Genomic DNA, 26,455 nt, shown 5'->3' with positions numbered 1-26,455 from the left:
CTCCGATGTCCCGGCGTGAAAGGAATACGCAGTGTCCGATGGTCCGCTGCACGGAGTCCGCGTCCTGGACGTCTCGACGATCCTGGCCGGACCGCTGGCGTCCTCACTGCTCGGCGAGTTCGGTGCCGAGGTGGTCAAGGTCGAGCATCCCGTCGACGGCGACCCGGCGCGGGGCTATCCGCCGCTGGAGGACGGCGTCTCGGCGGCCTGGACGATGCTGGGCCGGGCCAAGCGGAGCGTGACGGTCGATCTGCACCAGGACGGCGCGGCGGAAGTGGTCGGACGGCTGGCCGGAGCCGCGGACATCGTGGTGACCAACTTCCGCCCGGCGACGCTGCGCCGCTTCCGGATCGACTTCGACGACCTCCGCGCCTACCGGCCGGACCTGGTGATGGTTCACGTCAGCGCATACGGCCGCACCGGCCCCTACGCGGACCGCCCGGGGTTCGCACGCGTCGCGGAGGCCTTCGCCGGCCTGACCCACCGCACCGGTTCACCGGAGCAGCCGCCGTTCTTCGCCGGCTATCCGGTCGCCGACGGCGTCACCGGCATCTATGCGGCGTTCGCGGCCATGCTGGCGCTGCGTCAGCGGGACCTGACCGGGCAGGCACAGCTCGCCGACATCCCCCTCTACGAGCCGTTGCTCCGCATGATGGAGGACTTCGTCGTCGAGTACGGCGCGACGGGTGAGAGCCGCGAACGTCAGGGCAACCAGAACCCCCACATCAGCCCCAACAGCCTCTACCGCACGCGCGACGGCCGCTGGCTGGCCCTGCCCGCGTCGACGGAGCAGATGTGGCGGCGTCTGGTCACCGTCATGGGCGCCGAGGATCTCGCCGTCCACGACTCCATGACCGCGCGTCTGAAGCACCGCGAGGAGATCGAGGCGCGAGTCGCCTCCTTCGTCGCGGCTCACGACCTGGAACCGCTGATGTCCCTGCTCGTGGAGGCCGGTGTCGCCGCGGGACCGGTGAACTCGGCGGCGGACATCTGCGCCGACCCGCACATCCGCTTCCGCGGGTCGGTGGTGGAGGTACCGGACGAAGACGGGGGACGTCCCCGTCTCATGCAGGCTCCGGCCGGCCGTTTCTCGGGTTTCGGGAGCACGGTCGGCCGCGACGCCCCGGCCCTCGGTCAGCACACCACCGAAGTGCTGCGGGACCTTGCCGGGCTGACCGAGCCGGAGATCGATGATCTGCGCCACCGCGGAGTGGTCTGAGGAAAGAGCTTGCTCATGACAGTCGCAGTCCTGTCCATCATCGTGCTGGTCGTCCTCTTCGCGGCGACCCTGATACGCGGGTTCGACCTGGGGCTGGCCGCCCTGTCGGCCGCGTTCCTCCTCGGTATCGCCGCCGGTGTGCCGGCTGACGACGTGACGGGTTTCTTCCCGGCGGACTTCTTCGTGCTCATCGTCGGCGTGACGGCCCTGTTCGCCGTCGCCCACCTCAACGGCACGCTCGACTGGCTGCTCGACCTGCTGCTGCGGCTGGTCGGCGGGCGGCTGGTGCTGATTGCGCTGGTTCCGTTCGTCATCGGTGCCGTGCTCACCGCGGTCGGCACGCTGCCGGCCGCCGCGACCGCCATCGTCGCCCCGATCGCGCTCGGCCTCGCCGCGCGGTACGGGATCTCGCCGCTGGTGGCGGCCGTCCTCGGAGTCACCGGAATCATCAGCGGGCTGCTCTCGCCACTCGCGGTCTACGGCGTCACCGCCCGCGAGCTGAGCACCAAGCTCGGCGTCGGCCTGCCCGGTTCGGCTCCGGTGACCTTCCTCCTCGGCGGGGTGCTGACAGGTCTGGCGGTGTGCACGGGCTGCCTTTTCGTCGCTTCGCGGACCGGTGCCGTGCCGAAAGGCAGGGCCGCCGCACCGGCCGGCGCGGGTGCCCGGGCCGCACGCGTCGGCGCTGCCGCACCGGCGGCGCCTGCCGGGGGCGGCCGGGCCGAGGGCACCTCACCGGATCCGCAGGAAGCACCCGCACACCCCCGTCCTGCCGGCGCGTCAGACGCGCCTTCCGGCCCGGCGGACGCGCCGCCATTGTCCGAAGCACCGCGTGCAAGCCGCGGAACCCGCACCCTCACGGTGTTCTGCCTGCTCACCGTCGTCGTGCTGTCGGTCGGCTTGGAGATGAACGTGGGGTACCTCGGTCTGACCGCGGCGATGCTTCTCCAGCTTGTGCTGCGCCTGAAGCCCGGGGCGGTCGTCTCGCGGATCCCGTGGGGAGTGGTGCTGCTGATCGGCGGCCTGCTGACGTACGTGGGCCTCATGGAGGACCTCGGTGCGTTCAAGAAGATCAGCGACCTGCTCCAGGTCCACGGGTCGCCGGTTCTCAGCCTGCTGGTGCTCTGCTACATAGCGGGCATCACCTCGTTCGCCGCCAGCTCGATCGCCGTGTTCGTCACCGCGATGCCGCTGCTGCCCCCGCTGGTTGCCGACGGCCTCTCCCCCGTGGGCGGCGTGCTCGCCCTGGCGCTGGCATCGGTACTGGTCGACATCAACCCGCTGGGCATCACCGGCGGCCTGATCCTGGGGGCCGCGGAACCGTCCGCACGGCCACGCCTCTTCCGCCAGCTCCTCACCTACGGGCTCGTGTCGATCGTCGTGGCGCCCTTCCTCGCCTGGCTGGCCTTCGGCTGGTGGTGAGCCGGCCGGGCTGACGAGCCGTGCCGCACCTGCGGGCCGGGGCACCGCGGCGCCCCGGCCCGTACGGACATCGGATCCGCCTCACACCGAACTGCCCCTCCCCCAGGGGAAGTCGACCGTCAGCTGCCGATTGCCCGGCGAATCGTCCGCGACCGGGGTGCAAAAGGAAAGGCAAGGAGGTCGTCCGCTCCTTGCCACTCTCAACGTATAGCGCACAGGGGGCCTTGCGGCAAGGCCCCTCTTGTGCCGCAGAATCACCGGCCGAAGCCCGGAAGAGGCCGGAGAGCGGGGGATGCGGAATGCGCGTGCTGTTGTCGACGTACGGGTCGCGGGGGGATGTCGAACCGCTGGTGGCACTCGCGGTGGAGTTGCGGACACTGGGCGCGGAGGTTTGCGTGTGTGCGCCGCCGGACGAGGACTTCGCCCGGCGCCTGGACGGTGCCGGCGTGCCGCTGGTGCCCGTCTGGCTGTCGGCGCGCTCACTGACGAAGGCGGCGCCGCCGCCGTCGTCGCTGCCCCGGCGCGCTGCCGAGCTGATCGCCGCCCAGTTGGACGCCGTGACCGAAGCGGCGGCCGAGGGATGCGACGCCCTGGTCGCGACCGGCGTGATGCCGGCTGCGGCGGGCGCTCTGTCGGTGGCGGAGAAACTGGGCGTGCCCTCTGCGTCCGTGACCTTCCAGCAGCTCACCCTGCCCTCGCCGCACCGCCGGCCGCTGGAGTATCCGGGACGGCCGCACCCGCCCGAGGTGACGGACAACCGGGTCCTGTGGGACCTGGACGCCCGGAGCATCGACGCGCTGTTCGGTGAGGCGCTCAACTCGAACCGGGCGTCGGCCGGCCTTTCGCCGGTGGACAGCGTCCGCGACTACGTGATCGGACTGCGGCCGTGGCTGGCGACGGACCCGGTACTGGACCCGTGGCACGGGACGCCGGACCTCGACGTCGTCCAGACCGGCGCGTGGATCCTGCCGGACGAACGCCCTCTACCGGACGAGCTGGAGGCCTTCCTGGACGCCGGTGCGCCGCCGGTGTACGTCGGCTTCGGCAGCATGCCGATGCACGCCGCGGCAGACGTCGCCCGGGTGGCCGTCGACGCGGTCCGGTCGCAGGGCCGCCGCGCCGTACTGACCCGCGGCTGGGCCGGCCTCGCCCTGATCGACGACGGGGACGACTGTTTCGTCGTGGGCGAGGTCAACCATCAGGCGCTGTTCGCTCGCGTGGCCGCCGTCGTGCACCACGGCGGCGCGGGCACCACGACCACGGCCGCCCGGGCAGGTGCGCCTCAGGTGGTGGTGCCGCAGGCGGCGGACCAGCCCTACTGGGCGGGACGGGTGGCCGAGCTGGGAATCGGGGCGGCACACGACGGTCCGGTTCCGACCTCGGAGTCTCTGTCTGCCGCGCTCGAAGTCGCATTGAGCTCCGGTGCCCGCGCACGGGCGACCAGCGTGGCCTGCAAGATTCGCACCGACGGGGCCGCGGTGGCCGCGAAGTCGCTGCTCGACGCGGTCGGCCGGTAAGAGGGCGGGGTGCGCGTGAGCCCGTGCGGATCGTCGAGCGGGCCCCCCGGAAGTGGACACCCTGCGAGTCGTGACGCCTTGAACCGGCAACCACGAGGCGTGCCCGGGGGCGAAGAAGAGTCCCCGGCGGGCGGAAACGCACTGCCGGGGGCCGAACGGGACGTGTTCGGGGACCCGTTCGCGCACCCACTGTGGACGCCTCTCAGCAACCGACCCACGAGGAGCGGCCGGTAGCGGTGCGGGTGCCGCAGCTCGCCGGGCCGGTGCGGGGTGCCGCTGCACACGGCCACCGGCAGATTGCAGATTTGTCCGCATTCTGTAATACGCCCTCGTGTATCCCTTCCTGGGAGTGATGCCCCACCACATTGGTGCCTCTCGGCACTCGGCCGGGAATCCGATCGCACCGGCCGGTCAAGGGCGGCCGTGTGTGCATGACTTCGAGGAGACACCACATGGCTGCTTCCCGTCCGTTCCGCTTCGCGGCGACGCTTCTGGCCTCCGGCGCCCTTCTGGGCGCAGCGGCCCTGCCTGCGACGGCCTCCGACTTCTCTCACGCGCCCCGCTCGGCCGTGAAGATCGGACAGGTGCAGTACGAAAGCCCCCGCTGGGGCCACCACTCCAACCGCAGCCTCAATGCCGAGTGGGTCGAGGTGCGCAACACCAGCCGCCACACGGTGAGGCTGAAGGGCTGGACCCTCACCGACCGCGACGGGAACCGCTACCGCTTCCGCCACCTGTGGCTGCGGGGCCATGACTCGGTCCGGGTCCACACCGGTTTCGGCCGCGACAACAGCCGGCACGTCTACCAGGGCCGCCGCGCCCAGGTGTGGGACCACAACGACGCAGCCACCCTCCGCGACGCCCGCGGCCGCTGGATCGACACCAAGTCCTGGGGCCGCCACCACCGCCGCTGACCGGTAACACATCCGCTCTGCGCCCCACGGTCCGGATCCGGACCGTGGGGCGCAGGGCTGTCCGTCGAGCGGGACGCCGGCGTCCCGTTGACGGCGGGTGCGGGGCAACCACTGTGTGAGAAGGCGCGGTTGGCGGAGGGACGATGAGGGACGATGCCAACTCGTCCGCCCGTCCCGGGTGTTCGGTCTTCGAACGACCGCATGCCTGCCGTGGGAGCGCAGGCACGACCGCTCCCTCCGTACGAGGCCGCCCCGTCCGCCGCGCACGCTCGGCTGCGTGGCAGCACCCGCAACTGGCCCTCAACCGCGAGGCGATGCCAGGTCGGTGAAAACTCGCGCACGGTCTCCGGCGGCGCCAGAGTCTTCCGCCGCGCTTCCCGGCGTGGTTTCCTGTGGCCCCCACGCGCCTCACCAGGGCCTCCCCCGGCCATGCCGTCCCCAGTGCGCGCCGCAATGCGGGCGCACGCACCGCTCCCGCCGGAGATCGCGTGACTTCTGATCCCGCCCCCGCCGAACCCACACCCTCCGGACCGGTGCCGTCCCGGCCCGAGCCCGCAGCCCGTACCCGCTCACGAGCTCTCGTCGTCGCCCTGTGCTGCGCGACGATCGTCATCGACGGCTACGACCTGATCGTCTACGGCACCGTCGTGCCCAGCCTTCTCGACGGTTCGGCCGAGTGGAAGCTCTCCGAGGCCGAGACGGGACGTATCGGGGCCTATGCGCTCGTCGGCATGCTCTTCGGCGCGATGCTGACCGGCACCGTCACCGACCTCGTGGGCCGCCGGCGCATCATGCTGGGCTGCATCACCTGGTTCACGGCGGCCATGGGGCTCGCCGCGATCGCGCCGACACCGGGCTTCTTCGGTGCGGCGAGGTTCCTCGCCGGCCTCGGGCTCGGCGGCGTCGTGCCCACCGCCATCGCGCTGACGATCGAGTACGCCCACCCGCGGCACCGCAGCCGCACCAACGGCCTGATGTTCTCCGGCTATTCCGTCGGCGGCATCCTGGCCGCGCTCACGGCCATCGTCGTGCTGCCGCAGCTGGGCTGGCGCGCGATGTTCTGGATCGGCGTCGCGCTGGGCGTCGCGCTCCTCCCGGTCGCATGGCGAATGCTGCCCGAGTCGGCGAGCTTCCTGCTCGCACGCGGCCGCAGGGAAGAGGCCGAGAGGCTGGCGCGCCGCTACCGCCTCGCCCTGGAGGAGCCGCCGGCGCACACGGACAGCGCCCCTCGCGGACTGTCCACCCTGAAGGCGCTGTTCGTCCCGCGCTACGTGGCCGGCACGCTGCTGTTCTGGCTCGGTACCGGTGTCGGACTGCTGCTCGTGTACGGCCTCAACACCTGGCTCGCCCAGATCATGCGGGAGGCCGGCTATCCGCTGGGGTCGGCGCTGGCTTTCCTGCTCGTGCTCAACCTGGGCGCCATCCTCGGCACTCCGCTGTTCGGCGCGCTGGCCGACCGCGTCGGGTCGAAGCCGGTGACTGTGGGCATGTTCCTCGCGGCCGCGCTGTGCATCTTCCTGCTGAGCTTCGAACTGCCGGGGTTCGTGCTGTTCGTGCTGGTCGGCATCGCAGGTGCGTGCACGATCGGGACGACGATCCTGGTGAACGCCTACACGGCGAACTTCTACCCCGCCCACATGCGGGCCACCGGTCTCGGCTGGGCCCTGGGTGTGGGACGGCTGGGCGCCGTCCTCGGGCCGATCTACGGTGCATTCATCCTCGCCTCCGGGTGGGGGCTGGATGCGAACTTCTACGCGTTCGCGGCGCCGGCCGTGCTGGGCGCGGTCGCCATGCTGCTGATACCCGCGCTGCGGAAGTGAAGCGGGTATCGACGCGTATCAACACAGGTCAGCCTTCACGGGCCGGTTCGAGGCCCGGGGAGGTCCGTGACCCGGGGAGAGGGGAGACGAGCTGGTGATCGTCGCGGAAGCCGTGGGCCGCACTCTCGTCCGGCTCGGCGCCGACAGAGCATTCGGAGTGGTGGGCAGCGGCAACTTCCACGTCACCGGCGCCATGGTCGCCGCGGGCGCCCGGTACGTGGCGGCGAGGCACGAGAGCGGCGCGGCCGTCATGGCGGACGCCTACGCGAGAGTGTCGGGCAGGCTCGGTGTCGTCACGGTGCATCAGGGCTGCGGTCTGACCAACGCCCTGACCGGCATCACCGAAGCGGCAAAGAGCCGCACCCCGCTGGTCGTTCTGGCCGCCGACACCCCGGCAGCCGATCTGCGCTCCAACTTCCGCATCGACCAGGACGCGTTGGCCCGGGCCGTGGGCGCGCGCCCGGAACGGGTGCACGGACCGGACACGGCCGTCGCCGACACGGTACGGGCCTGCCGTCTGGCGGTCTCGGGGCGGCGCACAGTGGTGCTGAACCTTCCAACCGATGTGCAGAGCCGGGAAGTTGCCCTGCCGCTGCCGGAACCCGAAGCGCCGCGGCTGCACAGCCCGGCTCCGGCGCAGGAAGCGGTGGCCGAACTCGCGGGGCTGCTCGCGCGGGCGCGGCGTCCCGTCTTCATCGCCGGCCGCGGTGCGCTCCGCGGGCCCTGCTCACAGGGAAGGCCCGCCGCGGAGGCCTTGCGCGAACTCGGCGCCGCCACCGGCGCGTTGCTCGCCACCTCGGCCGTCGCGCGCGGTCTCTTCCACGGCGACCCGTGGTCCCTCGACGTCGCCGGCGGCTTCTCCTCGCCGCTGGCGGCCGAGCTGATCTCAGGGGCCGACCTCGTCGTCGGCTGGGGATGCGCGCTCAACAAGTGGACGACGCGCCACGGTTCGCTGATCGCTGCGGACGCGTCCTTGGTGCAGGTCGACGTCGAGGCCGAGGCGATCGGAGCCCACCGGCCCGTCGACCTCGGTGTCGTGGGCGATGCGGCAGCGACGGCCTCGGCGGTGACGGCGCTGTTCACCGGAGGCGGCCCGTCGCCCGCGGAGGACCCGCCGCAGGACGGCCGGCACGGTTACCGCTCCCCCGAGGTGCGGGCGCGCATCGAGCGCGAACTCGCCTGGCGGACCGTTGCGTACACGGACGATTCGGCAGGCGGCAGCATCGATCCGCGCACGCTGTCCGTCCGGCTCGACGAACTGCTGCCGCGCGAGCGCGTACTCGCCGTCGATTCGGGCAACTTCATGGGCTATCCGGCCATGTTCCTTTCGGTGCCGGACGAGCGGGGATTCTGCTTCACGCAGGCCTTCCAGTCGATCGGTCTCGGCCTGGCCACGGCGATCGGAGCGGCTCTGGCCAGGCCGGACCGCCTTCCGGTGGCCGCGCTCGGCGACGGCGGTGCGCTCATGGGTGTCTCGGAGCTGGAGACAGTCGTCAGGCTGGGCCTGCCCATGGCGGTCGTCGTCTACAACGACCGCGCGTACGGCGCCGAGGTGCACCACTTCGCCGGCGGGGGCACCGACCTGAGCACCGTGACCTTCCCCGACACCGACATCGCCGCGCTTGCCCGCGGCCTCGGCTTCACGGCGGTCACCGTACGAGGCGAAGACGATCTGGCGTCCGTCGCCGCGTGGGTGAACGGGCCGCGCAGCACGCCGCTTCTCGTCGACGCCAAGATCACATCCGAGCAGGGCTCCTGGTGGCTGAAGGAGGCCTTCCACGGGCACTGACCGGACGCCGAGCGGCTCTCCCCCGTTCCGCTGACGGGACTGCCTCGGCCACCGGGCCGGGAGGCCGAATGCCCGCCCCCTTTCCCGGACTTGCCCCGGCCCGCCTCAGCCGGGTCCGTCCACGCGGCACTCGGCCAGGTCGACGCGGGTCAGCGCCTGCGGATAGCGGCGGGCGAAGTCGACGTAGACGTCCACCCCGTGCTCGATCCGGTCCTTCATCCGCTCGTCGGGCAGCGGCTTCACGCGGCCGGGGACGCCCACCACCATCGACCGTTCGGGCACGTCGAGCCCTTCGGGTACGAGCGCCGCGGCTGCGACGACCGAACCGCCGCCGATCACGGCCCTGTTGAGCACCACCGACATGGACCCGACCAGGCAGCGGCCGGCGACCGTGCATCCCTCCAGGTGCGCGTTGTGCCCGACGACGCACTCGTCACCGATGACCGTGGGCCACTGCCTGGTGGTGTGAACGACGGTGCCGTCCTGGACGGATGTCCGCGCGCCGACCTCGATCCTGCCGTGGTCGCCCCGCAGGACCGCCCCCGGCCACACCGACGACTCGGGGCCGAGCGTGACGTGCCCGATCAGCACCGCGTCGGGGTGGACGTAGGCCCCGGCGCCCACCCGCGGACGTACTCCGTCGAAGGCGTAGATCGGCATGCGTCAGTCCCTTTCGGGGTCGAGGCCGTGGTAGACGTGCAGGGCGTTCTCCCCGAGCACCAGCGGCACCGTATCGCCGGCGAACCCCAGCCCGGCGACCGCCCGTGCGTTCACGGCGGTTCCGGGGACTCCGGGCCAGTCGGTGCCGAAGATCCATTTGCGTGCGAGCCGGTTCAGGTCGTGGCGCGCGTAGTACGTCGTCAGGCGCTTGGGGGGCAGCCCCGACAGTTCGATCCACACGTTCTCGTGCGAGAGCGCGAGGAACGCCGCCGCGTCGTACCACCACCCCCGGCCCCCGTGTGCGAGGACGACCTTGAGGCCGGGGAAGTGCCGCAGCACGGGGTAGAGCTGCGTGGGGTCCGCGTTCTCGTTCATCGACCCCGGGAAGGACGAGGTCCCGCAGTGCGTCACGAGCGGGACGTTCCGCTCGACGAGCACCGAGTACGCCGGGAAGAGCGCGGGATCGTCCAGGCGGAAACCCCCGTGCACGGGGTGCAGTTTGAGCGCGGCCGCTCCTTTGTCGAGCTGGCGCCGCAGCTCCCGGTCGACCGGGAAGTGCAGGTGCGGATTGACGTTGGCCACCGGACGGAAGCGCCGCGGGTTCTGCTCGACGAGCGGCAGCAGGTCGTCGAAGTGCTGGTAGCCGGTGGCTTTCGGGCTGTACTCGCACAACAGCAGCGCCACGTCGACGCCTTCGGCGGCGAACAGCCCGTCCAGTTTCGCCGGGTCCGGCCTGCCGTCGGCGTCCCAGACCAGTCCCAGCACTCCCTCGGGTCCGAAATCGCGTGCCCACTGCGACCATGCGGGGGCGATGGAGGACAGCACGGGCACGTGGACATGGGCGTCGATGAGGAGATGACCGTCCAGCATTCGTGGGGGACTCCTGCCTAGTCGTTGCTCGGGTGCTTCGCCACGAGCGGGGTGTCGACGCCGATGTCGCCGGTCAGCCGTGAGCCGCCGGGTGTTCCTATCGGCTCCTGGCGCCCCGGGAGCACCTGGGTGAAGAAGGTCTTGTTGTCCTCGATGAACTCCTGCTGTTCCTCCGGTACCCGGCGGTCCTGCGATATCGCCTCGACGGGGCACACGGGTTCGCAGGCACCGCAGTCGATGCACTCCTTGCCGTTGATGTAGAGCTTGCGCTCGCCGACGTAGATGCAGTCGACGGGGCACTCCTCGACGCAGGACTGGTCGGTGATGTCGATGCAGTCCGACATGATCACGTAGGGCATCGTGGTCTCCTCCTCAGGCCGCGGCCGCGGCGACGGGCGCCTCGTCGGTGCTGTGCCCGGGGAACAGCGAGGCCTCGGGGTCCAGGTGCACCGCCGCGTTGTTGACCGCGGTGGCCACCTCGCCGAAGCCGACCGAGATCAGCCGCACCTTCCCCGGGTACTCGGCGATGTCCCCCGCCGCGTAGACGCCGGGCAGGTCCGTCGCCATTGTCGAATCCACCACGAGGTGGCGGTTGTCGTGCAGGTCGAAGCCCCACTCGCGCACCGGTCCGAGGTCGGCGAGGAAGCCGAGCGCGGCGACGACCCGCTGTGCGGGCAGCGAGAAGGGCTCCTGGTTCCTGGGGGTCACCTCGACCTTCTCCATCGCTGCGCCCCCTTCGATGCGGGTGACCTGTGCGTCGGTGATCACCGTGGCGCCGCAGGAGCGCACGGCCTCGACGGTGGCGGCGTGCGCGCGGAAGGCTGCCCGCCTGTGCACGAGGGTCACCGACCGGGCGACCGGCTTCAGTGCCAGTGCCCAGTCGCAGGCGCTGTCGCCGCCGCCGACCACGACGACGTCGGTGCCCTCGAAGTCGCCGGGCGACGGCACGAAGTACGACAGTCCGCGCCCGAGGAACTCCTCGCCGGCCGGCAGCGGCCGGGGCGTGAAGGTGCCGATGCCGCCGGTCACGACCACGGCACCGCAGTCGATCGCCGTTCCGTCGGACGCCGTCAGCCGGAACCGGCCCGGGCCCCCGCCGGACGCGACGCTCTCCAGCGAGCGGGCCTGCCGGCCGAGGAGGTACAACGGGCTGTAACGGTCCGCCTGTCCGACGAGGTTGTCGACGAGTTCCCGCCCCCGCACGCTGGGGAACCCGGCGATGTCGTAGATGGGCTTCTCCGGGTACATCGCCGTGACCTGGCCGCCCGGTTCGGGCAGCGAGTCCACCAGGGCGACGCGCAGCCCGCGGACACCCGCGTAGTACGCGCCGTACAGGCCGACCGGTCCCGCTCCCACGAGCACGAGGTCCACCTCGTGGTGGCCGCCGGAGGCAATCCGCTCCCCACTCGTCATCTCTTCCTCCTGCGTGGTGCTCGCGCTCAACTGACGGCTTCGGGCTCGGCGGACGCGCGGGACGGACGTTGCGCCGGGGCGCCCTCCGCGGTGTCCGCGGGGCCGGCGTCGGCGTCGGCGTCCGTGCCGGCGTCAGCGGCCATCTGACGGATCTTGAAGCGCTGGAGCTTGCCGGTGGCGGTGCGCGGCAGCGCCTCCACGCACACCACTCGCCGGGGCGCCTTGAAGTGGGCGAGGCCGTCCCGGCAGAAGCCGATCAGGTCCTCGGGTGTCGCGGCGGCGCCCTTCGCGAGCACCACGTAGCCCACCGGCTTGTCCAGGCCCTCACCGTCGGGCACACCGACGACGGCGGCCTCGACGACGTCCTCGTGTTCGGTCAGGCGGCTCTCGACCTCGCTCGGCGAGACCCAGATGCCGCCTGCCTTGAGCATGTCGTCGGAGCGGCCCAGGCATGTGTAGCGGCCCTCGTCGTCCTGCACGTAGGTGTCTCCGGTGGCCAGCCAGTCCCCCTGGAAGACGTGGCGGCTGGTTTCGGTGCGGCACCAGTAACCCGTGGCGATCGACTGTCCCTTGACGTACAGCGAACCCGGCTCGCCCGGCGGGCGCACGGTGCCTTCCTCGTCGCGTATCTGCAACTCGTAGCCGGGGACGGGGAAACCGCTCGTGCCGGGGCCGATGTCGTCGGGCCGGTTCGACAGGAAGATGTGCAGGGCCTCGGTGGAACCCAGACCGTCGATGATCTTCACGCCGAAGTGGTCCTGCCAGCGGCGCAGCAGCGGCGCGGGCAGCGCCTCGCCCGCCGAGACGGCCAGCCGCACCGGCGACATCAACTCGCCGGGCAGTTCCGCGGAGAGCATCGCCGCATAGAACGTGGGCACGCCGAAGAACAGGGTGGGCCGGTCTGCACCCACCCGTTCGGCGATCACCGCCGGGGTGGGACGGCGCCGCTCCAGCACGGTCGTGGCACCGGCTGAGAGGGGAAAGAACGCCGAATTCCCGATGCCGTAGGCGAAGAAGAGCTTCGCGACCGACAGGCAGCGGTCGTCGGGGCGGATTCCCAGCACCTGCTGCCCGTACGTCTCGCACACGTGCCGGATGTTGGCGTGCCGGTGCATGGCGGCCTTCGGCATGCCGGTCGTTCCGGAGGTGTAGAGCCACAGCGCCGGTGTGTCCTCGACCGTGCCCGCGACGGCGCCGTCCTCCGGCGCGAGACCGCCGGTGAACTCGGCCCACGAGAGGCGGACCACACGTTGCGGCACCTGCGGTCCGGCGTCGCCCACCACGACCAGGTGGCTCACGTCGGGCGACGCCGACACGGCCTCGCCGCACGCGTCGGCGAACTCCGGTGTGCACACCAGGACCCGTGCGCCGCAGTCGGCGAGGATGTCGCCGAGTTCCTTGCCGGTCAGCATCGTGCTGACGGGCACGGCGACCAGCCCGGCGCGGAACGCGCCCAGAATGGCCGTCAGCAGCTCCGGGGTGTCGGACATGCAGCACATCACGCGCTCGTCGCGATGCATGCCCAGACGCAGCAGCGCGGCGGCCACGCGGGCGGTGTCGTCCGCCAGTTGTGCGTAGCTGATGTCCTCTCCCTCGTGGCGGACCGCGGTGTGGTGGCCCCGGCCGCGCTCGAGGTGCCGGTCGACCAGGTAGGTGGCCGCGTTGAAGGACCGTGACGGCGTGGACATGGGCGATGCGCCTCCTTCTTCGTGGGCTGCCGCGGTCCGTCAGACGCGCTTGACGTCGAAGTCGGCCCGCCTGCCGGTGCCGAAGCGGCGCAACGCGCCCTCGGCGCCGGAGGCGTTGGGACGGTTGAAGATCCAGTTCTGCCAGGCGGTCAGCCGCCCGAAGATCTTGGTCTCCATCGACTCGGGCCCCACGAAGCGGTGGTTGGCCTCCATGCCGGTCAGGGCGTCCGGTGAGAGCGACGCGCGCTCCTCCAGCACGATGCGCAGCTCGTCCTCGTAGTCGATGTCGTCGAGTGCCATGGTCACGAGGCCCAGCCCGGCCGCGTCGTCCGCGGTGAGCGGGGTCCCCGTGCGCTTGAGCGCCGCTTCGAGCTCCTCGTCGGACGCGTGGAACCGCGACTGGAGCCGGGTCAGCCCGTTGCCCATCGGGTACGCACCCTGGTTGGCCCGGCCGATGACCAGGGCCGCAGGCTCGGCGTCGGGGTCGACGTCCTCGAAAACTCCGGCCAGCATGTACTGCCGGTCGCAGGCCAGCGCGAGTTCCAGCAACGTCCCCGCGAAGCAGCTGCCCGGCTCGATCATCGCGACGAGACTGCGGCTGGTGACGTCCAGGCGTTTGAAGGTGCGCTTGAGGTAGTGCCGGACCTCGTTGACGAACCAGTCGCCGGCGAGCGAGTCGAGCTGCTCGTCGTGGGCCAGCACGGCGTCGGCGTCTCCGGCTGTGCGGAACACCCAGGTGCCGAGCTCGAGTTCGTTGGTGCGCAGCCTCAGGATCAGGTCGTCGAGTTCGCGGGCGAGCGCGAGCGGCCAGTAGTCCGCGCCCTGTTCACGCGCGGCCGACGCATCCGCCGGCGGGGCTGTGGCGGGCGCCTCGACGGTGATCTCGACGCGGCGCCGGTCGCGCAGCAGCCGCGCCTTGACGTGCCGATAGGTGATCGAGTCGCCCGTCTCCGTGCGCTCCAGCGGCGTCAGCCGGACGCCCGGTCCCTGCGAGGGGCGGTGTGAGCGCTTCGCCGCTTCCCTGGCCCGCGACGTCACTTCCTCGTCGAACCGGCCGCGGGGCACGGCGGCGTCGACCAGATTCCACTCCACGGCTGTGGCGCCCTTGAGGCCTTCGGACTTGGTGGCGAAGACGTCGGCCCGGTCCTTGCGGACGTGGCGCTTGTCGACCACCCGGGTCAGGCCGCCGGTGCCGGGCAGCACACCCAGCAGCGGCACCTCCGGCAGGGCGACGGCGGACGAGCCGTCGTCGACGAGCACGATCTGGTCGCAGGCCAGGGCGATCTCGTAACCGCCGCCGGCACAGGTGCCGTTGACCGCGGCGATGTAGGTCTGCCCGGAGTGCTCCGTGGCGTCCTCGAAGCCGTTGCGGGTCTCGTTGGTGAACTTGCAGAAGTTCACCTTCCAGGCGTGCGTGGACTGGGCGAGCATCTTGATGTTCGCGCCGGCGCAGAACATCCGCTCCAGTCCTCCCGTGATGACCACGGCCTTGACCTGCGGGTACTCGAACCGGAGCCGCTGCACGGCGTCGTGGAGCTCGATGTCGACGCCCAGGTCGTAGGAGTTGCTCTTCAGCTCGTAGCCGGGGGCGATCCCGCCCTCCTGGTCCACCAGCAGCGTGAGCGTCGCGATCTCGCCGTCGGTCTCGAGCTTCCAGTGCCGGTACCTCTCGGGCGAGGTGTCGAACGAGACCGTGGGCGCGGTGTGTTGAACCGGAGCCGCCTCGGCGTCCGCGACGCCCGGCTCCGTGGCGGACGGCTGGGTGCTGGATTCGACCGCGGCGGTCATCGAGCTCCTCCAAACGATCGGGTCAGTAGAGCTATGACTCTACAATGGCGTGTCGAGTCGTCAATAGTGCGTAGCATGTTTTTCCGTCGGTGCGCTCCGTCGCGGCTCCCGGCCGCACTAGAATCCGGATGATCCCGACCAGCCCCTTCGAAAGGACTTCACACCGTGGCCGCTGCCGGCAGCACCGCAGAGAGCCCACCGCGCGCGGCGCGCGCCTGGCCCGGCTCCACGAGCGCGCGCTCCTTGCTGCTGACCGTGCTCGGGGAATTCGTGCTGCCCGGCCGCGAGCCGGTGTGGACGGGCGCGCTCCTGCGGGCGCTGGAGGCCCTCGGCGTCGAGGAGAAGGCGGCCCGGCAGGCGCTGGCCCGCTCCGCCACCGAGGGACTGCTGGCCGCGGACCGGGTCGGGCGGCGCACCCGCTGGAGCCTGACCGCGCACGGTCAGCAGCTGCTGGAGGAAGGCACCGAACGGATCTACTCGTTCATGCGGCACACCCGCCGCTGGGACGGCCGGTGGCTGGTGCTCGCCGTGACGGTGCCCGAGACGCAGCGCCGGCTGCGGCACAAGCTGCGCACCCGCCTCACGTGGGCCGGCATGGGGTCCCCCGCACACGGCCTGTGGGTGGTGCCGGACGCGGGGCGCGCGGAGGAGGTCAAGGGCATCGTGCGGGAGCTCGGCATCGAGCACAGCACCATGTCCTGGACGGGCCCCTCGGCGGGCATCGGCGACCCGCAGGATGTCGTGGCAGCCGCCTGGCCACTCGACAAGATCGAGTCGGCCTACGGCGAATTTGTCGAACAATTCGGCAGCCTGGACGTGAGCGGCCGGCAGGAGGCGTTCGTCGCCCAGGTGCAACTGGTCCACGCCTGGCGGCACTTCCCCGCACTGGACCCGGCACTTCCCGCGGAGCTCCTCGATCACGACTGGCCCGGCCCCGACGCGGCCACGCTCTTCCACCGCCGCCACGAGCGCTGGCACCGCCGCGCCCAGGCGTACTGGGAGCACCTGTGCGCCGGAGCGGACGACCGCACCTGACACCCGGAGGGCGCCCGGCCCGCCTGCGGACCTGGCGCCCTCCGGCGGCGGGGAAGCGTTGCCGCGCTGCGGCGCGGTGCCGGATCAGTTGTCCTCCTGCCAGAAGCGCACGTAGTCGAACTCCACGCCCAGCTTGTTGATGCCCTGCGCGGGCGGCGCGATCCACCCGGCGAACTCGCCCGGCTCGTACACGGGCTTCATCAGCGAACGCACGTCGGCCATGTCCTGCTCCGAGGGCAGCCACTGGTGGACCTTGGCGTCCCACTGCTCCCGCGTGAGCACCTCACCGCCGGGACTGACGTGGTTGCCGGCGTACACACCGACCTGGCGGTTGAAGCCCTCGTGCGGGAGCGTCAGGCGGTGCGGCAGTCCGGCGTCCTCCAGCGCCTGGTTCCAGCGGCGGATGCCGTTCTCGCAGTCGGCGACGTACTCGTCGCGCAGGTCCAGGTTCAGCGCGTTGAGCAGGGGGACGGTCTCGGTGACCAGTTCACCGTTCCCGGCCTTCGTCATCTCCCGTGTCCGGCCCTGCAGCCGGTGGTCGTCCTTGCGCCGCCGCTCCTGCCAGCGGCCCTTCAGCCCGGCCGTGTAGTACGCGGCGGCGTTGGAGGACAGCTCGGAACCGAAGAGGTCCATGGAGGCGGAGAACTGCTGGTTCAGGTACTTCTGGATGACGGCGAGCGGTATCCCCCCGTACTGGAGGATGTCGTCGGTGCCGTGCTCCTTCATCAGCTCGGCGGTCCGCTGGACCACACGCTGGATGCCGGTGGTGCCCACGAACATGTGATGGGCCTCTTCCTTGAGCATGAACTCGCAGGTGCGGGCCAGCGGATCGAAGCCGCTCTCCTTCAGCGTGCCGAGCTGGTACTTGCCGTCGCGGTCGGTGAAGTAGGTGAACATGAAGAAGTTCAGCCAGTCCGTGGTGTCCTCGTTGAACGCGCCGAGGATGCGCGGGTTGTCGTAGTCCCCGCTGTTGCGGCGGAGCAGTTCCTCCGCCTCCTCGCGTCCCTCACGCCCGAAGAACGCCTGCAGCAGGTAGACCATGGCCCACAGGTGACGCCCCTCCTCCACGTTGATCTGGAAGAGGTTGCGCATGTCGTACAGGCTCGGCGCGGTGGCACCCAGCCGGCGCTGCTGCTCCACGCTGGCCGGCTCGGTGTCCCCCTGGATGACGATGAGCCGCTGCAGCTCGGCGCGGTACTCACCGGGGACCTCGGTCCAGACCTTCTCGCCCTTGTGCCGGCCGAAGCCGATCACACGGTCCGGGTCGGTCTCGGCGAGGAAGATGCCCCAGCGGTACTCCTCCATCGGCACGAAGTCGTAGACGGCCCATCCGTCGCGGTCGATGGCGACGGCGGTGCGCAGGTAGACCTCCTTGGTCGGCACCTGCGGGCCGAGGTTCTTCCACCAGTCGATGAACTTCGGCTGCCAGCGCTCCAGCGCCCTCTGGAGCCTGCGGTCACCGGCCAGATCGACGTTGTTCGGGATCCGCTCGCTGTAGTCGATCCTGCTCACCGGGCCGGTGGGCTCGGGCGCGGCTCCCAGGCGGTCCTCCGTCGTCGTCATCCGCTCCTGCCCTTCTGTGCGGGGTCCTCTTCAGTCCACGTCTACACGCCGTCACGCCATTTGAATGTAGCATGTAGAGTGAACAGCCGACCCCGCCCGGGAGCAACCGGGAGCGCGGCGGCACCCGAACCTGCCCACGCAGACGGTGATGTGCGCCAGCGCGCAGAACGCCACCCTCCCCCGCGCCGCCGCCCCGCGTCCGTGCGCGGCAAGAACCTGCTACGGATCAACTACGTGCCGTGAGACGGCAGTGGCGTGATTCGGCCACCCGGTTCCACCCCGGCGCGGGACGTCCCGCCCGCTCCCCCCGCTCCCGCACGCGCCGGAGGCTGCCGGGCCTGCCGGGCCGCGGCCGCCCGCGATGCCGCCGCCCGGAACGCCGGGCGCCCGCGGCTCAGCCGCCCAGGTATTCGTGCATCAGGCGCACCGCCGTGGAGCCCTCGCCCACCGCCGAGGCGACGCGCTTGATGGATCCGCGCCGGGTGTCTCCCGCCGCGAAGACGCCCGGCATGCTCGTCTCCAGCGGCATGGGTTCCCTGTGCAGCGGCCATTCCGCGGAGGCCTCCTGGAGGACTTCGCGACCGGTCTGCACATAGCCCTGCCCGTCGCAGGCGACGCTGCCCCGGAGCCACTGCGTGTGCGGTTCGCCGCCGATCATGATGAACAGCCCGGCCGCCGGGACGCGTTCGGCGGTGCCCGCTTCCCGGTCCGCGAGCGTGAGGTGCTCCAGGTGCCCGTCGCCACCGCCGTCGACCACCTCGGTGCGGTGACGGACGAGGATGTTCGGCGTCGCCCCGACGGCATCCACCACATAGGCGGAGGCCGAATCCGCCAGGCTGTCGCCGCGCACCACCAGGGTGACCGTGCGGGCGTACCGGGCCAGGTGGACGGCGGCCTGGGCGGCCGAGTTCCCGGCTCCGACGATGAAGACGTCCTGGCCCCGCATCGATCGGGTCTCACCCATGACCGAGCCGTAGAACACACCGGAACCGACCAGGGCTTCGAGGGCGGGCACCCCGAGGCGCCGCCAGTCGACCCCCGTGGCGATCAGTACCGCGCGTGCGCTGACCCGGGAGCCGTCCAGCATGTGCACCACTCGCCGCTCGCCGCGGACCTCGAGGGCGACCGCCCGCTGTGCGAAGACGATGTGAGCCCCCATCAGCCACGCCTGCTCGCAGGTCTGCTCCATGAGGGCGCCGCCCGCGATGCCGTGGGGGAAGCCCGGATAGTTCCTGATCATCGGGCTCGTCCCGGCCTGCCCGCCCGAGATGGCCTGCTCGAGGAGCACGGTGTCGAGGCCCTCGGACGCCGCGTAGACGGCCGCCGTCAGCCCGGCCGGTCCCGCACCGACGACCGCCACGTCGCAGACGTCGACGTCGTTGGTGACGTTGACCCCGAGCGCACGCGCGAGATCGGGCAGTCCGGGCTGGACGAACGCCCGGTTGTCGTAGCGGATCACCGCCGGCAGCTGCGACGCGTCGACTCCGGCCTCCCTCATCAGCCGCTGCCCGGCCTCACCCTCGGCGGGATAGACCGCGAAGGGCAGGTTGAAGCGGACCAGCACGTCGCGCACCTGCTGCATACGGCTGTCGTCCTCGGCCGCGACGACGCGGAACAGCTCGAAGGCGGGTTCCTGCTCCCGCGTCCACGCGGAGAGGAACTCGCTCATGGCGCGGTACAGCATCTCGTCGTCCGCCCACGGCCGGACGATGTGGTAGTCGGCGCGGCCGAGTGCGATCGCCTGGACGGCAGGGCTTGTCGACGAGTAGTCGCGGTCCACGAGCAGCACACGCTTGGCACTGGGGAACAGCTCGCGCGCCTTCGTGAGCACCCCGGCCGAGTCGTCGTCGACGAGCAGCAGCGCGAGGGGTTCCCCTGCCTGTGACAGCTCCCGGACGGTGCTGAGCGCAGCTTCCCCCGACTCCGCGCCCCGCACCGTGAACGCCCTGCCGAACCGTCGCGTGAGGTCGGCCAGCAGCACACGGAGCGAACTCGGATCGTGATCCACGACGAGAACGACCGGCCACGTCACGCCCTCAAGGCTAGTGCGGCCCGGTGGGTCGCGCCCGGCGGCCGCCCGACGCCCGATGACCGCTCACGCCGGGGTCTCTCCCGTTCCCCGGGGCCGGCGCGGCTTCCGCGGGGCGGGACGGCCGCCGCGGACCGGCCCTTGCGGCATTCCCGGAGCCGTGGATGGGGATACCCAAAGCAGATCGTGTACATGCCAGTCACCGTCGGGCCGCCGAGGCGGCAGAAAGGACGTGCTGGGTGATGAGACCCCCTCGGCCCCTCGTCCGTACCGCGACCGCCCTCGTCTTCTGTGCCGCCCTGACGGTGCCGGGCCCGGGCCCGCTCCCCTCCGGCGCGACCCCGGCGCACGCCGCGTCGCCGGGCACGCAGGAGGACCGTCCGTGGACCGACAGATCACTCGGCCCCGAGGACCGCGCCGGCCTGCTGCTCGACGCGATGACCCTGGACGAGAAGATCCGCATGCTGCACGGCACCCTCGGCTCCCCCGTGCCGACCACGGGCTACATCGCGCCCATCAGGCGCCTGGGCGTGCCCGGGGTGACGATGACCGACGGCCCCGCCGGGGTCCGCAACGGCCAGCCGGCCACCGCCCTGCCCGCCCCCGTCGCACAGGCCGCCAGCTTCGACACCGAAGTGGCACGGCAGTACGGACAGACGGTCGGACGCGAGGCACGCGCGCGGGGCCAGATGCAGCTCTTCGGGCCCGGCACGAACATCCAGCGGGTCCCCGTCAACGGGCGCAACTTCGAGTACTACAGCGAGGACCCCTACCTCGCGGGCACCATGGCGGGCGCCGACACCAGCGGCATCCAGTCGCAGGGCGTCATCGCCACCGTCAAGCACTTCATGGCCAACAACCAGGAGACCGACCGCATGTCGGTCTCGGCCGACATCGACGAACGCACACTGCACGAGATCTACGGCAAGCCCTTCGACATCGCGGTGCGGCAGGGCAGACCGGGCGCCGCGATGTGCTCGTACAACCGCGTCAACTCCGTCTACGCCTGCTCCAATGCGCACACCCTGCGCACGATGCTGCGCTCGCGGTTCGGCTTCGACGGGTACGTGGTCTCCGACTACCCCTCCACCCACCGCACATCCGACCTCGCCGCCGGCCTCAACGTCGAACTGCCCCTGCCCGTTCTCGTCAACTCCCTCACCGTGCGCGCCGCGCTGCACCGGGGCGTCCTCCCCCGGGAGGCCGTCGACCAGCGTGTGCGGGAAATACTCACCGTCCTGTTCAGGTTCGGCTTCTTCGAGCGGGACGGCACCGCCACCTCCCCGCTCGACGAGACCGCGGGGAACGCCACGGCGCAGCGGGTGGCCGAGCAGGGTGCCGTCCTGCTCAAGAACGACGGGGGACTCCCGTTGGCGGGCTCCGCGGAGGACATCGCCGTCATCGGCTCCGCCGCCGCCGACTCGGCGCAGGGCGGCGGCAGCAGCAAGGTGGACCCGCTCTCGGAGGACACGGCGCTCGAAGCGGTCAGGAAGCGCGCCGGCTCCTCCGCCCGCGTCACCTATCACGACGGGACACCGGTGAGGGCCGCGGCGAAGGCGGCGAAGGCCGCGGACGTGGCCCTCGTCTTCGCCCACGACAAGGAGGAAGAGGGAAGCGACCGCGCCGGGTTGTCGCTGCCCGGCAACCAGGACGAGCTGATCTCGAAGGTGGCCGAGGCCAACCCGCGGACGACCGTGGTGCTCCAGACAGGCGGCCCCGTGCTGATGCCCTGGCTGCCGCAGGTGAAGAGCGTCCTGGAGACCTGGTATCCGGGTGCGCGCGGAGGCGCCGCCACCGCGCGCCTGCTGTGGGGGGACGTGAACCCCTCCGGCAAGCTCCCCCAGACCTTCCCGGCCGCGGAGGACGAGGTGCCGGCGAGCACCAGGGCGCAGTACCCGGGCGTGAACGGCACGGCGCACTACACGGAGGGGGTCGACGTCGGGTACCGCTGGTACGACCGGACCGGCACGGAACCGCTCTTCCCCTTCGGGCACGGCCTGTCCTACAGCAGCTTCTCCTACTCCGGCCTGCGGCTGGAGAGGAGTTCCGGCGGCCCGGACGAGCCGGTGGAAGTGTCGTTCACGGTCACCAACACGGGGGAGCGCGCGGGCTCCGAGGCGCCGCAGGTCTACGTCAGCAAGCCGCACACGGAGGCGTACAGCCCGCCCCGGGAGCTCGGCGGCTACCGCAAGGTGAGCCTGGAGAGCGGTGAGAGCAGGAAGGTGCGGCTGTCCGTGGAGCCGCAGCAGCTCTCCTACTGGGACACGGACTCCGACGGGTTCCGGGTACGCAGCGGTGAGTACGGGATAGCGGTCGGCTCCTCCTCACGCGCACTCCCGCTGAGCGCCGCGTACCGCGTCACGGACTGAGGCCCCCGCGTCCTCCGCGACGGGGCGCGTCAACCGGCCCGGCCTCGGGGAGAGTTGCTGTCCGGGGGCGGGCCGGGTGACGCGCCGGATGACGGGACGTCGCCCGGAGGGGCTTGCGGCGGCCTCACATGTAGCCGAACAGCGGCGGGAAGACCAGGGCCACGATCCAGGCCCACGCGGCGTACACGGGCAGGTAGCCCGTCTGCCAGCCCTCGAGCGCCGCGAACGGCGTGCGCCGGCGGACGAATCCGAGCGCCAGCCATGCCGACCAGGTGAGATTGGCCAGCAGGATGATGTTCTCGCCGAGCGCCGCCGCCTTGTTGGGGGTGGTGCCGTACTCGGTGATACGTCCCGTGATCTCCACCATCACCAGCACGTCGATGAGCAACGCGCTGACAACAAGGGCGAGTTGAAGCCTGTCGAACAGACCGGCCGGGCTCAGCGGGTCGCGGGCCGAGATCGAGTAGAGAAGCAGGCCCAGCACCACCACGAGCACGAGGTCGAACAGGATCAGCGCCTCGCGCTCGACGTCGATGCCGTCGCCGGTCACGCCGAAGGCGACGAGGAAGGCCAGCAGCACCGCGGTGAACAGCGGAGTGAACAGCCGCGCGAGCACGGGAGCCATGTTCTCCACGACGCTCTGCTTGGCCTCGACGAGCCACCCGGCCACCACGACCGCCGACACGCCGCCGCAAGGGACGAGCCACTGGGCGATGAAGTCCTCCGGGACGATGCCGATCGCCTCGAACGTCCCGACGGTGATCCCGATCAGCACCCCGCCGCCGGCGGCGATGAGGGAGAGGTAGACGAACCACTCGCCGGTGAACCGTACGAAGTCCATTCGCCGCCGCGGCGACCGCAGGTCGTCGGCGACATAGGCCAGTCCGACCGCGAACCACAGGGCGATGGACAAATGGATGGCGGTCAGGACCACCGACTGGGAATCCTCCGCCAGCGGATAGGCGTTGGCCGCAACGGCACCCAGCGCGAACAGCCCCACCAGCGCTCCGGCCAGTGCCGGTGCGGCCCTGCGGCGCCACGCCAGGAAGGCCGCCAGCCAGGGCAGCGCGAACAGGGCGATGTTGCGCCCGTAGAACCCGCCGTCGTGCTCGAGACCCATCCCGAACAGCGTCGGCAGCTTGACGGACGCCGCCGCGCCCACGACGCAGACGGCCATCGCGAACAGGTCGCGCCGCGACCTGTTCTCCGCCGCCTTGTCGCCGTCGCCGGTCAGCACCAGCTGCTTCCACAGCCGTTCGGAGTGCTCCCGGGCGAACTCGCGGGAGAGCTCGTCCAGTCCGCCCATGCGTTTGACCGCGACCAGGAACGCCTCGTCCGCGCGCAGGCCCACTGCGATGAGCTCGTCGACGGAGCCCCGCAGGTGGTCCTCGAGCTCGTCGGCGTCGGACTGCCTCAGCTCCGGGCGGCGCTGCGCGTAGTGGCGCCACTGGGCGAACTGGGCCTCCAGGCCGTCCCGGCCTTCCAGCGCCGTCATGCCGGGCCCTCCAACGGCGTCGCCGGGGACGGCTTCAGACCGCCGGTGGCGAGCCAGACCTGCTTGAGCGCGTCCACGACCGTGTCCCACTGCCGGCGCTGCTCCGCGAGTTCGGCGAGACCGCTGTCGGTGATGCGGTAGTACTTCCGGCGGCGTTCCCCCCTGGGCGACTGCCAGCTCGACTCCACGTGCCCGAGCCGCTCGAGCCGGTGCAGCAGCGGATAGAGCAGCCCCTCCGTCCAGTCCAGCTCTCCCCCGGACAGGTCGTTGATGCGCCGGAGGATGGCGTAGCCGTAGCTCTCCCCCTCGGCCAGGATGCCCAGCACCATCGGTGTCGCCGAGGCGGCGACGAGATCCTTGGTGACTTTCACGAGAACCCCCTTGCAACCATGCCTAGAACCTTGATGCATAGTAGAGCTAGGTATCAACTCGGCACAAGGACCCGGATGTTCACGGGTACGGCGCAGCCCTCGCGGCGGCAGCGGAGCGGCACGCGGCTCACCGGCGGTCGGCGTCACCCCGGCCGCCGGTGCCCGGGACGGTCCGTCGCACCGGGCAGGGGCATCAAGGGGCACCGGGGCCGGGCGGCTCACCGCGGAGGCGCAGGCGAGAGCGAAGGGGGAGGCGGGAGCGGAGGGGAAGGCGGCAGCGAAGGGGGAGGCGGTGCCGGCCCGTCAGGAGTCCTTTGCCAGCTTTGCGGCCTCCGCCGAGGAGAGCGCCCTGCCGAAGGCCCGTACGTCGTCGACCGTCCCGTCGAGCCCCTGGAAGAACGCGTTGCCCGACAGCCCCCGGCCGACGACGAAGCTCCCGCTGGACGCGAAGCTCTCCGTCCGGCCGGCGGTCCCCGCCAGACGCCCGTCGACGTAGAGGCGCACCTCACCGGCGGCGGCGTCGTAGACACCCGTCAGGTGTGCCGGCTCGCCCGCCTCCGGCCCGGACCCGGAGAGGGCCGAGTCGGCGTCGGACTCCCCGTCACCGGTGTCCTGCTTCGGCATCCGCATCTCCCAGGCCGACTCCTGCGCGTCGTACCGGAGCATGAAGGCGCTCGCGTTCGAGGAGTCCTGGCTCACCACCGTCTGCGAGATGTCCGTGCGGTCGAGCCTGACCTGCGCCGAGACGGTGAAGCTCCCGCTCGTGTCGACCATGGGCCCGCTCGACGCCACGAACTGCTGTCCGTCGAACGCGAGCGCTCCCCCGGACGTGGGTCTCGGACGGGAGGCGCCGAAGAGCGTGCCGTCCTTGTCGTTGTCCGAACTGTCGGGCGTCACGCCGTCTGCGGTGACCTTGTCGAACAGCCACTCCACGGCCGGGTCGCCGACGGACGGCGAGGAGGGCCGGTCCTTCCCCGGGGCGGACGGAGCGGGCCGGGAACTCGTGGGCTTCGAGGTGGGCCTGTCCGGGGCCTCCGACGCGGCCTTCGCGGTGGCCGTCACCCGTGCCGGACCCGGGGTTCCGGAAGGCGAGGGCGAGGCCTTGAGGGGCGGCGCCGGTGCACGCTCCCTGCTCTGCGGCTCCCGCGGCTCGGAATCCCCGACGAAGCCGAAGGCGAAGGCGGCGCCGACTGCGCAGACACCGGCGACGGCCGTGCACCGCACGACCAGGTCGATACGCCGCTTCTTCGCCCGGGCGTCCGCACCGGCTCCCCCCGCTTCGGCAGCCGCATGCCGGCCCCTGCCCGCGGACCGCCCCCCGCGAGAGCCGGACACCAGGCCCTGCGGCGTCCTGCTGCCGGCGGGCAGCGCGCCGACCGCCGCGTTGCGGGCGACACCCGCCGCCGGCGCGGGGTCCGGCCGGGTGCCGGCGTGGTGTGCGACCCGCGCCGCGTACTCCGGGCCGCCCCACGGCAGCAGCGCCTGCGCCAGCAGCGCGCCGGGATCGTGCCGCAGACGCCCGAGGTCGCCCACGGCACGGGAGCAGCGAGTGCATCTCTGCAGGTGCGGGGTCACCTCGGCGGCGATGTTCGTGGACCTCGCGTCCGCGTACGCCAGCACCAGCCGGTGGTAGAGACGGCACTCGTCCTGCATCCCGTTCAGCAGGACCTGGACGTAGGAGTTGTACAGCTCCTCCTGCGCACGGCCGGTGGCCACGGACACCTCGCCGGGGCCCGCACCCGTCAGCCTGCCGGTCAGCGCCTCGTCGTCACGCTCGACCGCCCGGTGCCACAGGACCGCCTGGCTGCGGCAGGGAAGACCGGCGAAGGCGCGTGCCACAAGCGAGGGAGCGTGGAACCACGCCGAGGCTGTGCTCCCCGGCATCAAGGCACCGCCGGCCTCCATCCAGGCGCCCAACTGCGGGTTGAGCGCCGCGCGTTGACTCCCCCGCGCCCACGCGGACGCCGTGTGCAGCACCGAGGAGAGGGCGCCGGGACGCACCGCACCGCTGACGCTGCCCGCCGCCTGCTGCCGAAGCGTCTCCTGCCATGCCTGGTACGCCAGTTCGTCGGCGGCCTGCGGGCTCAGGGCTCCGAGGGCTGCGAAGGCCCGCACGGCGGGGAAGTGGCGCCGCTCCAGCTCGTGCAGCGCGGGAAGGGAACTCTCGCCCCCTCCCCATATGTGACGCAGCAGCTCCGCGTCGGAGAGGCGTACGCAGTCCATCCGTTTCCCCCGATCCAGGTTCACGGTGTCTCCGGCGGATCGCGAAGGCACGGGGCGGCTGGGTCACGGGGCGGGTGCTTCGCGCGGTGCTCGGCGCCGGAGCCGAGTCGATGTCATGGGTGGTCGTCACCAAGTCCAGCGCAAACAAGCCCCGAACGCCATAGCCGGAACACACTTGGGGCCGAAGTGTGTGGGACCTGTGAGGTGGTTGGTCTCCAGTGGTGGCGGTTCGTCCCGGCGCCCGCGACGGTCCGCGCGGCGGCTCCGGCCGCG

Annotated in this window: 19 protein-coding genes; 8 read left to right on the top strand and 11 right to left on the bottom strand. The window is 71.5% G+C overall.

Annotated elements, in window-relative coordinates; genetic code table 11:
• Positions 1 to 31 precede the first annotated feature (31 nt).
• From H180DRAFT_RS20335 to H180DRAFT_RS20310, 6 genes are all read left to right on the top strand, one after another.
• Positions 32 to 1,219 (top strand): CaiB/BaiF CoA transferase family protein, encoded by a 1,188-nt coding sequence (locus H180DRAFT_RS20335; protein WP_055487525.1) that lies wholly within the window; start codon positions 32 to 34, stop codon positions 1,217 to 1,219.
• Positions 1,220 to 1,234: 15 nt separating this feature from the next.
• Positions 1,235 to 2,638 (top strand): SLC13 family permease, encoded by a 1,404-nt coding sequence (locus H180DRAFT_RS20330; protein WP_055487524.1) that lies wholly within the window; start codon positions 1,235 to 1,237, stop codon positions 2,636 to 2,638.
• A 299-nt stretch (positions 2,639 to 2,937) separates the two neighbouring features.
• Positions 2,938 to 4,155 carry a glycosyltransferase gene (locus H180DRAFT_RS20325; RefSeq protein WP_055487523.1) on the top strand — a complete coding sequence of 406 codons (1,218 nt, stop codon included), beginning with the start codon at positions 2,938 to 2,940 and terminating at the stop codon, positions 4,153 to 4,155.
• Positions 4,156 to 4,607: 452 nt separating this feature from the next.
• Entirely contained in the window at positions 4,608 to 5,069 is a 462-nt protein-coding gene (locus tag H180DRAFT_RS20320) for a lamin tail domain-containing protein (protein ID WP_055487522.1), read from the top strand.
• Between the two features lie 488 nt (positions 5,070 to 5,557).
• The gene (locus tag H180DRAFT_RS20315; RefSeq protein ID WP_199822504.1) at positions 5,558 to 6,889 is read left to right on the top strand and encodes an MFS transporter; all 1,332 of its coding nucleotides are present in this window, start codon (positions 5,558 to 5,560) and stop codon (positions 6,887 to 6,889) included.
• Positions 6,890 to 6,983: 94 nt separating this feature from the next.
• A complete protein-coding gene (locus H180DRAFT_RS20310; protein WP_055487520.1) occupies positions 6,984 to 8,678 on the top strand; it encodes a thiamine pyrophosphate-binding protein in 1,695 nt (564 codons plus the stop codon).
• A 105-nt stretch (positions 8,679 to 8,783) separates the two neighbouring features.
• Here the strand turns inward: H180DRAFT_RS20310 and H180DRAFT_RS20305 are convergent, their stop codons facing one another.
• The 6 genes from H180DRAFT_RS20305 to boxC are packed head-to-tail and all read right to left on the bottom strand — an operon-like array spanning position 8,784 to position 15,097.
• Complete coding sequence (locus H180DRAFT_RS20305; protein ID WP_055487519.1) at positions 8,784 to 9,338, bottom strand: gamma carbonic anhydrase family protein; 555 nt, start codon at positions 9,336 to 9,338, stop codon at positions 8,784 to 8,786.
• 3 nt (positions 9,339 to 9,341) lie between these two features.
• The gene (locus tag H180DRAFT_RS20300) at positions 9,342 to 10,208 is read right to left on the bottom strand and encodes an amidohydrolase family protein (RefSeq protein ID WP_055487518.1); all 867 of its coding nucleotides are present in this window, start codon (positions 10,206 to 10,208) and stop codon (positions 9,342 to 9,344) included.
• A 17-nt stretch (positions 10,209 to 10,225) separates the two neighbouring features.
• A complete protein-coding gene (fdxA, locus tag H180DRAFT_RS20295; protein ID WP_055487517.1) occupies positions 10,226 to 10,567 on the bottom strand; it encodes a ferredoxin in 342 nt (113 codons plus the stop codon).
• Between the two features lie 13 nt (positions 10,568 to 10,580).
• A complete protein-coding gene (locus tag H180DRAFT_RS20290; protein WP_055487516.1) occupies positions 10,581 to 11,621 on the bottom strand; it encodes an NAD(P)/FAD-dependent oxidoreductase in 1,041 nt (346 codons plus the stop codon).
• A gap of 26 nt (positions 11,622 to 11,647) precedes the next feature.
• The gene (locus tag H180DRAFT_RS20285; protein ID WP_074466891.1) at positions 11,648 to 13,309 is read right to left on the bottom strand and encodes a benzoate-CoA ligase family protein; all 1,662 of its coding nucleotides are present in this window, start codon (positions 13,307 to 13,309) and stop codon (positions 11,648 to 11,650) included.
• Positions 13,310 to 13,348: 39 nt separating this feature from the next.
• Entirely contained in the window at positions 13,349 to 15,097 is a 1,749-nt protein-coding gene (boxC, locus tag H180DRAFT_RS20280) for a 2,3-epoxybenzoyl-CoA dihydrolase (RefSeq protein WP_055487515.1), read from the bottom strand.
• Between the two features lie 165 nt (positions 15,098 to 15,262).
• Between boxC and H180DRAFT_RS20275 the strand changes: the two genes are divergently transcribed.
• Positions 15,263 to 16,132 (top strand): PaaX family transcriptional regulator, encoded by an 870-nt coding sequence (locus H180DRAFT_RS20275; RefSeq protein WP_107097710.1) that lies wholly within the window; start codon positions 15,263 to 15,265, stop codon positions 16,130 to 16,132.
• Positions 16,133 to 16,216: 84 nt separating this feature from the next.
• Here the strand turns inward: H180DRAFT_RS20275 and boxB are convergent, their stop codons facing one another.
• Both boxB and H180DRAFT_RS20265 read right to left on the bottom strand, forming a co-directional pair.
• A complete protein-coding gene (gene boxB / locus H180DRAFT_RS20270) occupies positions 16,217 to 17,695 on the bottom strand; it encodes a benzoyl-CoA 2,3-epoxidase subunit BoxB (RefSeq protein WP_055487514.1) in 1,479 nt (492 codons plus the stop codon).
• Between the two features lie 394 nt (positions 17,696 to 18,089).
• Positions 18,090 to 19,727, bottom strand: coding sequence for an NAD(P)/FAD-dependent oxidoreductase (locus H180DRAFT_RS20265; RefSeq protein WP_055487513.1), 1,638 nt, complete (start codon positions 19,725 to 19,727; stop codon positions 18,090 to 18,092).
• A gap of 239 nt (positions 19,728 to 19,966) precedes the next feature.
• Between H180DRAFT_RS20265 and H180DRAFT_RS20260 the strand changes: the two genes are divergently transcribed.
• Positions 19,967 to 22,093 carry a beta-glucosidase family protein gene (locus H180DRAFT_RS20260; protein ID WP_055487512.1) on the top strand — a complete coding sequence of 709 codons (2,127 nt, stop codon included), beginning with the start codon at positions 19,967 to 19,969 and terminating at the stop codon, positions 22,091 to 22,093.
• Between the two features lie 124 nt (positions 22,094 to 22,217).
• Here H180DRAFT_RS20260 and H180DRAFT_RS20255 read toward each other — a convergent pair whose 3' ends face one another.
• The 3 genes from H180DRAFT_RS20255 to H180DRAFT_RS20245 all read right to left on the bottom strand — a co-directional run bounded on the left by H180DRAFT_RS20255 (position 22,218) and on the right by H180DRAFT_RS20245 (position 26,182).
• Complete coding sequence (locus H180DRAFT_RS20255) at positions 22,218 to 23,588, bottom strand: permease prefix domain 1-containing protein (RefSeq protein WP_055487511.1); 1,371 nt, start codon at positions 23,586 to 23,588, stop codon at positions 22,218 to 22,220.
• Complete coding sequence (locus tag H180DRAFT_RS20250) at positions 23,585 to 23,959, bottom strand: PadR family transcriptional regulator (RefSeq protein ID WP_055487510.1); 375 nt, start codon at positions 23,957 to 23,959, stop codon at positions 23,585 to 23,587. Before H180DRAFT_RS20250 ends, H180DRAFT_RS20255 begins: the two co-directional genes overlap by 4 nt.
• A 303-nt stretch (positions 23,960 to 24,262) precedes the next feature.
• The gene (locus H180DRAFT_RS20245; RefSeq protein WP_055487509.1) at positions 24,263 to 26,182 is read right to left on the bottom strand and encodes a LamG domain-containing protein; all 1,920 of its coding nucleotides are present in this window, start codon (positions 26,180 to 26,182) and stop codon (positions 24,263 to 24,265) included.
• Positions 26,183 to 26,455 lie beyond the last annotated feature (273 nt).

Origin of the sequence: Streptomyces sp. WMMB 322, assembly GCF_900090145.1 — a bacterium.
Classification (GTDB): Bacteria; Actinomycetota; Actinomycetes; order Streptomycetales; family Streptomycetaceae; genus Streptomyces.
Note: the sequence above shows the minus strand (reverse complement) of the source record. Positions and strands in the feature narration are given on the sequence as shown.

Excerpts from the sequence above, each read along its gene's own strand:
- H180DRAFT_RS20300 (WP_055487518.1), bottom strand. The coding sequence starts at position 10,208 with ATGCTGGACGGTCATCTCCTCATCGACGCCCATGTCCACGTGCCCGTG.
- boxC (WP_055487515.1), bottom strand. The coding sequence starts at position 15,097 with ATGACCGCCGCGGTCGAATCCAGCACCCAGCCGTCCGCCACGGAGCCG.
- H180DRAFT_RS20260 (WP_055487512.1), top strand. The coding sequence starts at position 19,967 with ATGAGACCCCCTCGGCCCCTCGTCCGTACCGCGACCGCCCTCGTCTTC.
- H180DRAFT_RS20245 (WP_055487509.1), bottom strand. The coding sequence starts at position 26,182 with ATGGACTGCGTACGCCTCTCCGACGCGGAGCTGCTGCGTCACATATGG.
- H180DRAFT_RS20325 (WP_055487523.1), top strand. The coding sequence starts at position 2,938 with ATGCGCGTGCTGTTGTCGACGTACGGGTCGCGGGGGGATGTCGAACCG.
- H180DRAFT_RS20330 (WP_055487524.1), top strand. The coding sequence starts at position 1,235 with ATGACAGTCGCAGTCCTGTCCATCATCGTGCTGGTCGTCCTCTTCGCG.
- H180DRAFT_RS20255 (WP_055487511.1), bottom strand. The coding sequence starts at position 23,588 with ATGACGGCGCTGGAAGGCCGGGACGGCCTGGAGGCCCAGTTCGCCCAG.
- boxB (WP_055487514.1), bottom strand. The coding sequence starts at position 17,695 with ATGACGACGACGGAGGACCGCCTGGGAGCCGCGCCCGAGCCCACCGGC.
- H180DRAFT_RS20285 (WP_074466891.1), bottom strand. The coding sequence starts at position 13,309 with ATGTCCACGCCGTCACGGTCCTTCAACGCGGCCACCTACCTGGTCGAC.
- H180DRAFT_RS20320 (WP_055487522.1), top strand. The coding sequence starts at position 4,608 with ATGGCTGCTTCCCGTCCGTTCCGCTTCGCGGCGACGCTTCTGGCCTCC.
- fdxA (WP_055487517.1), bottom strand. The coding sequence starts at position 10,567 with ATGCCCTACGTGATCATGTCGGACTGCATCGACATCACCGACCAGTCC.
- H180DRAFT_RS20305 (WP_055487519.1), bottom strand. The coding sequence starts at position 9,338 with ATGCCGATCTACGCCTTCGACGGAGTACGTCCGCGGGTGGGCGCCGGG.
- H180DRAFT_RS20290 (WP_055487516.1), bottom strand. The coding sequence starts at position 11,621 with ATGACGAGTGGGGAGCGGATTGCCTCCGGCGGCCACCACGAGGTGGAC.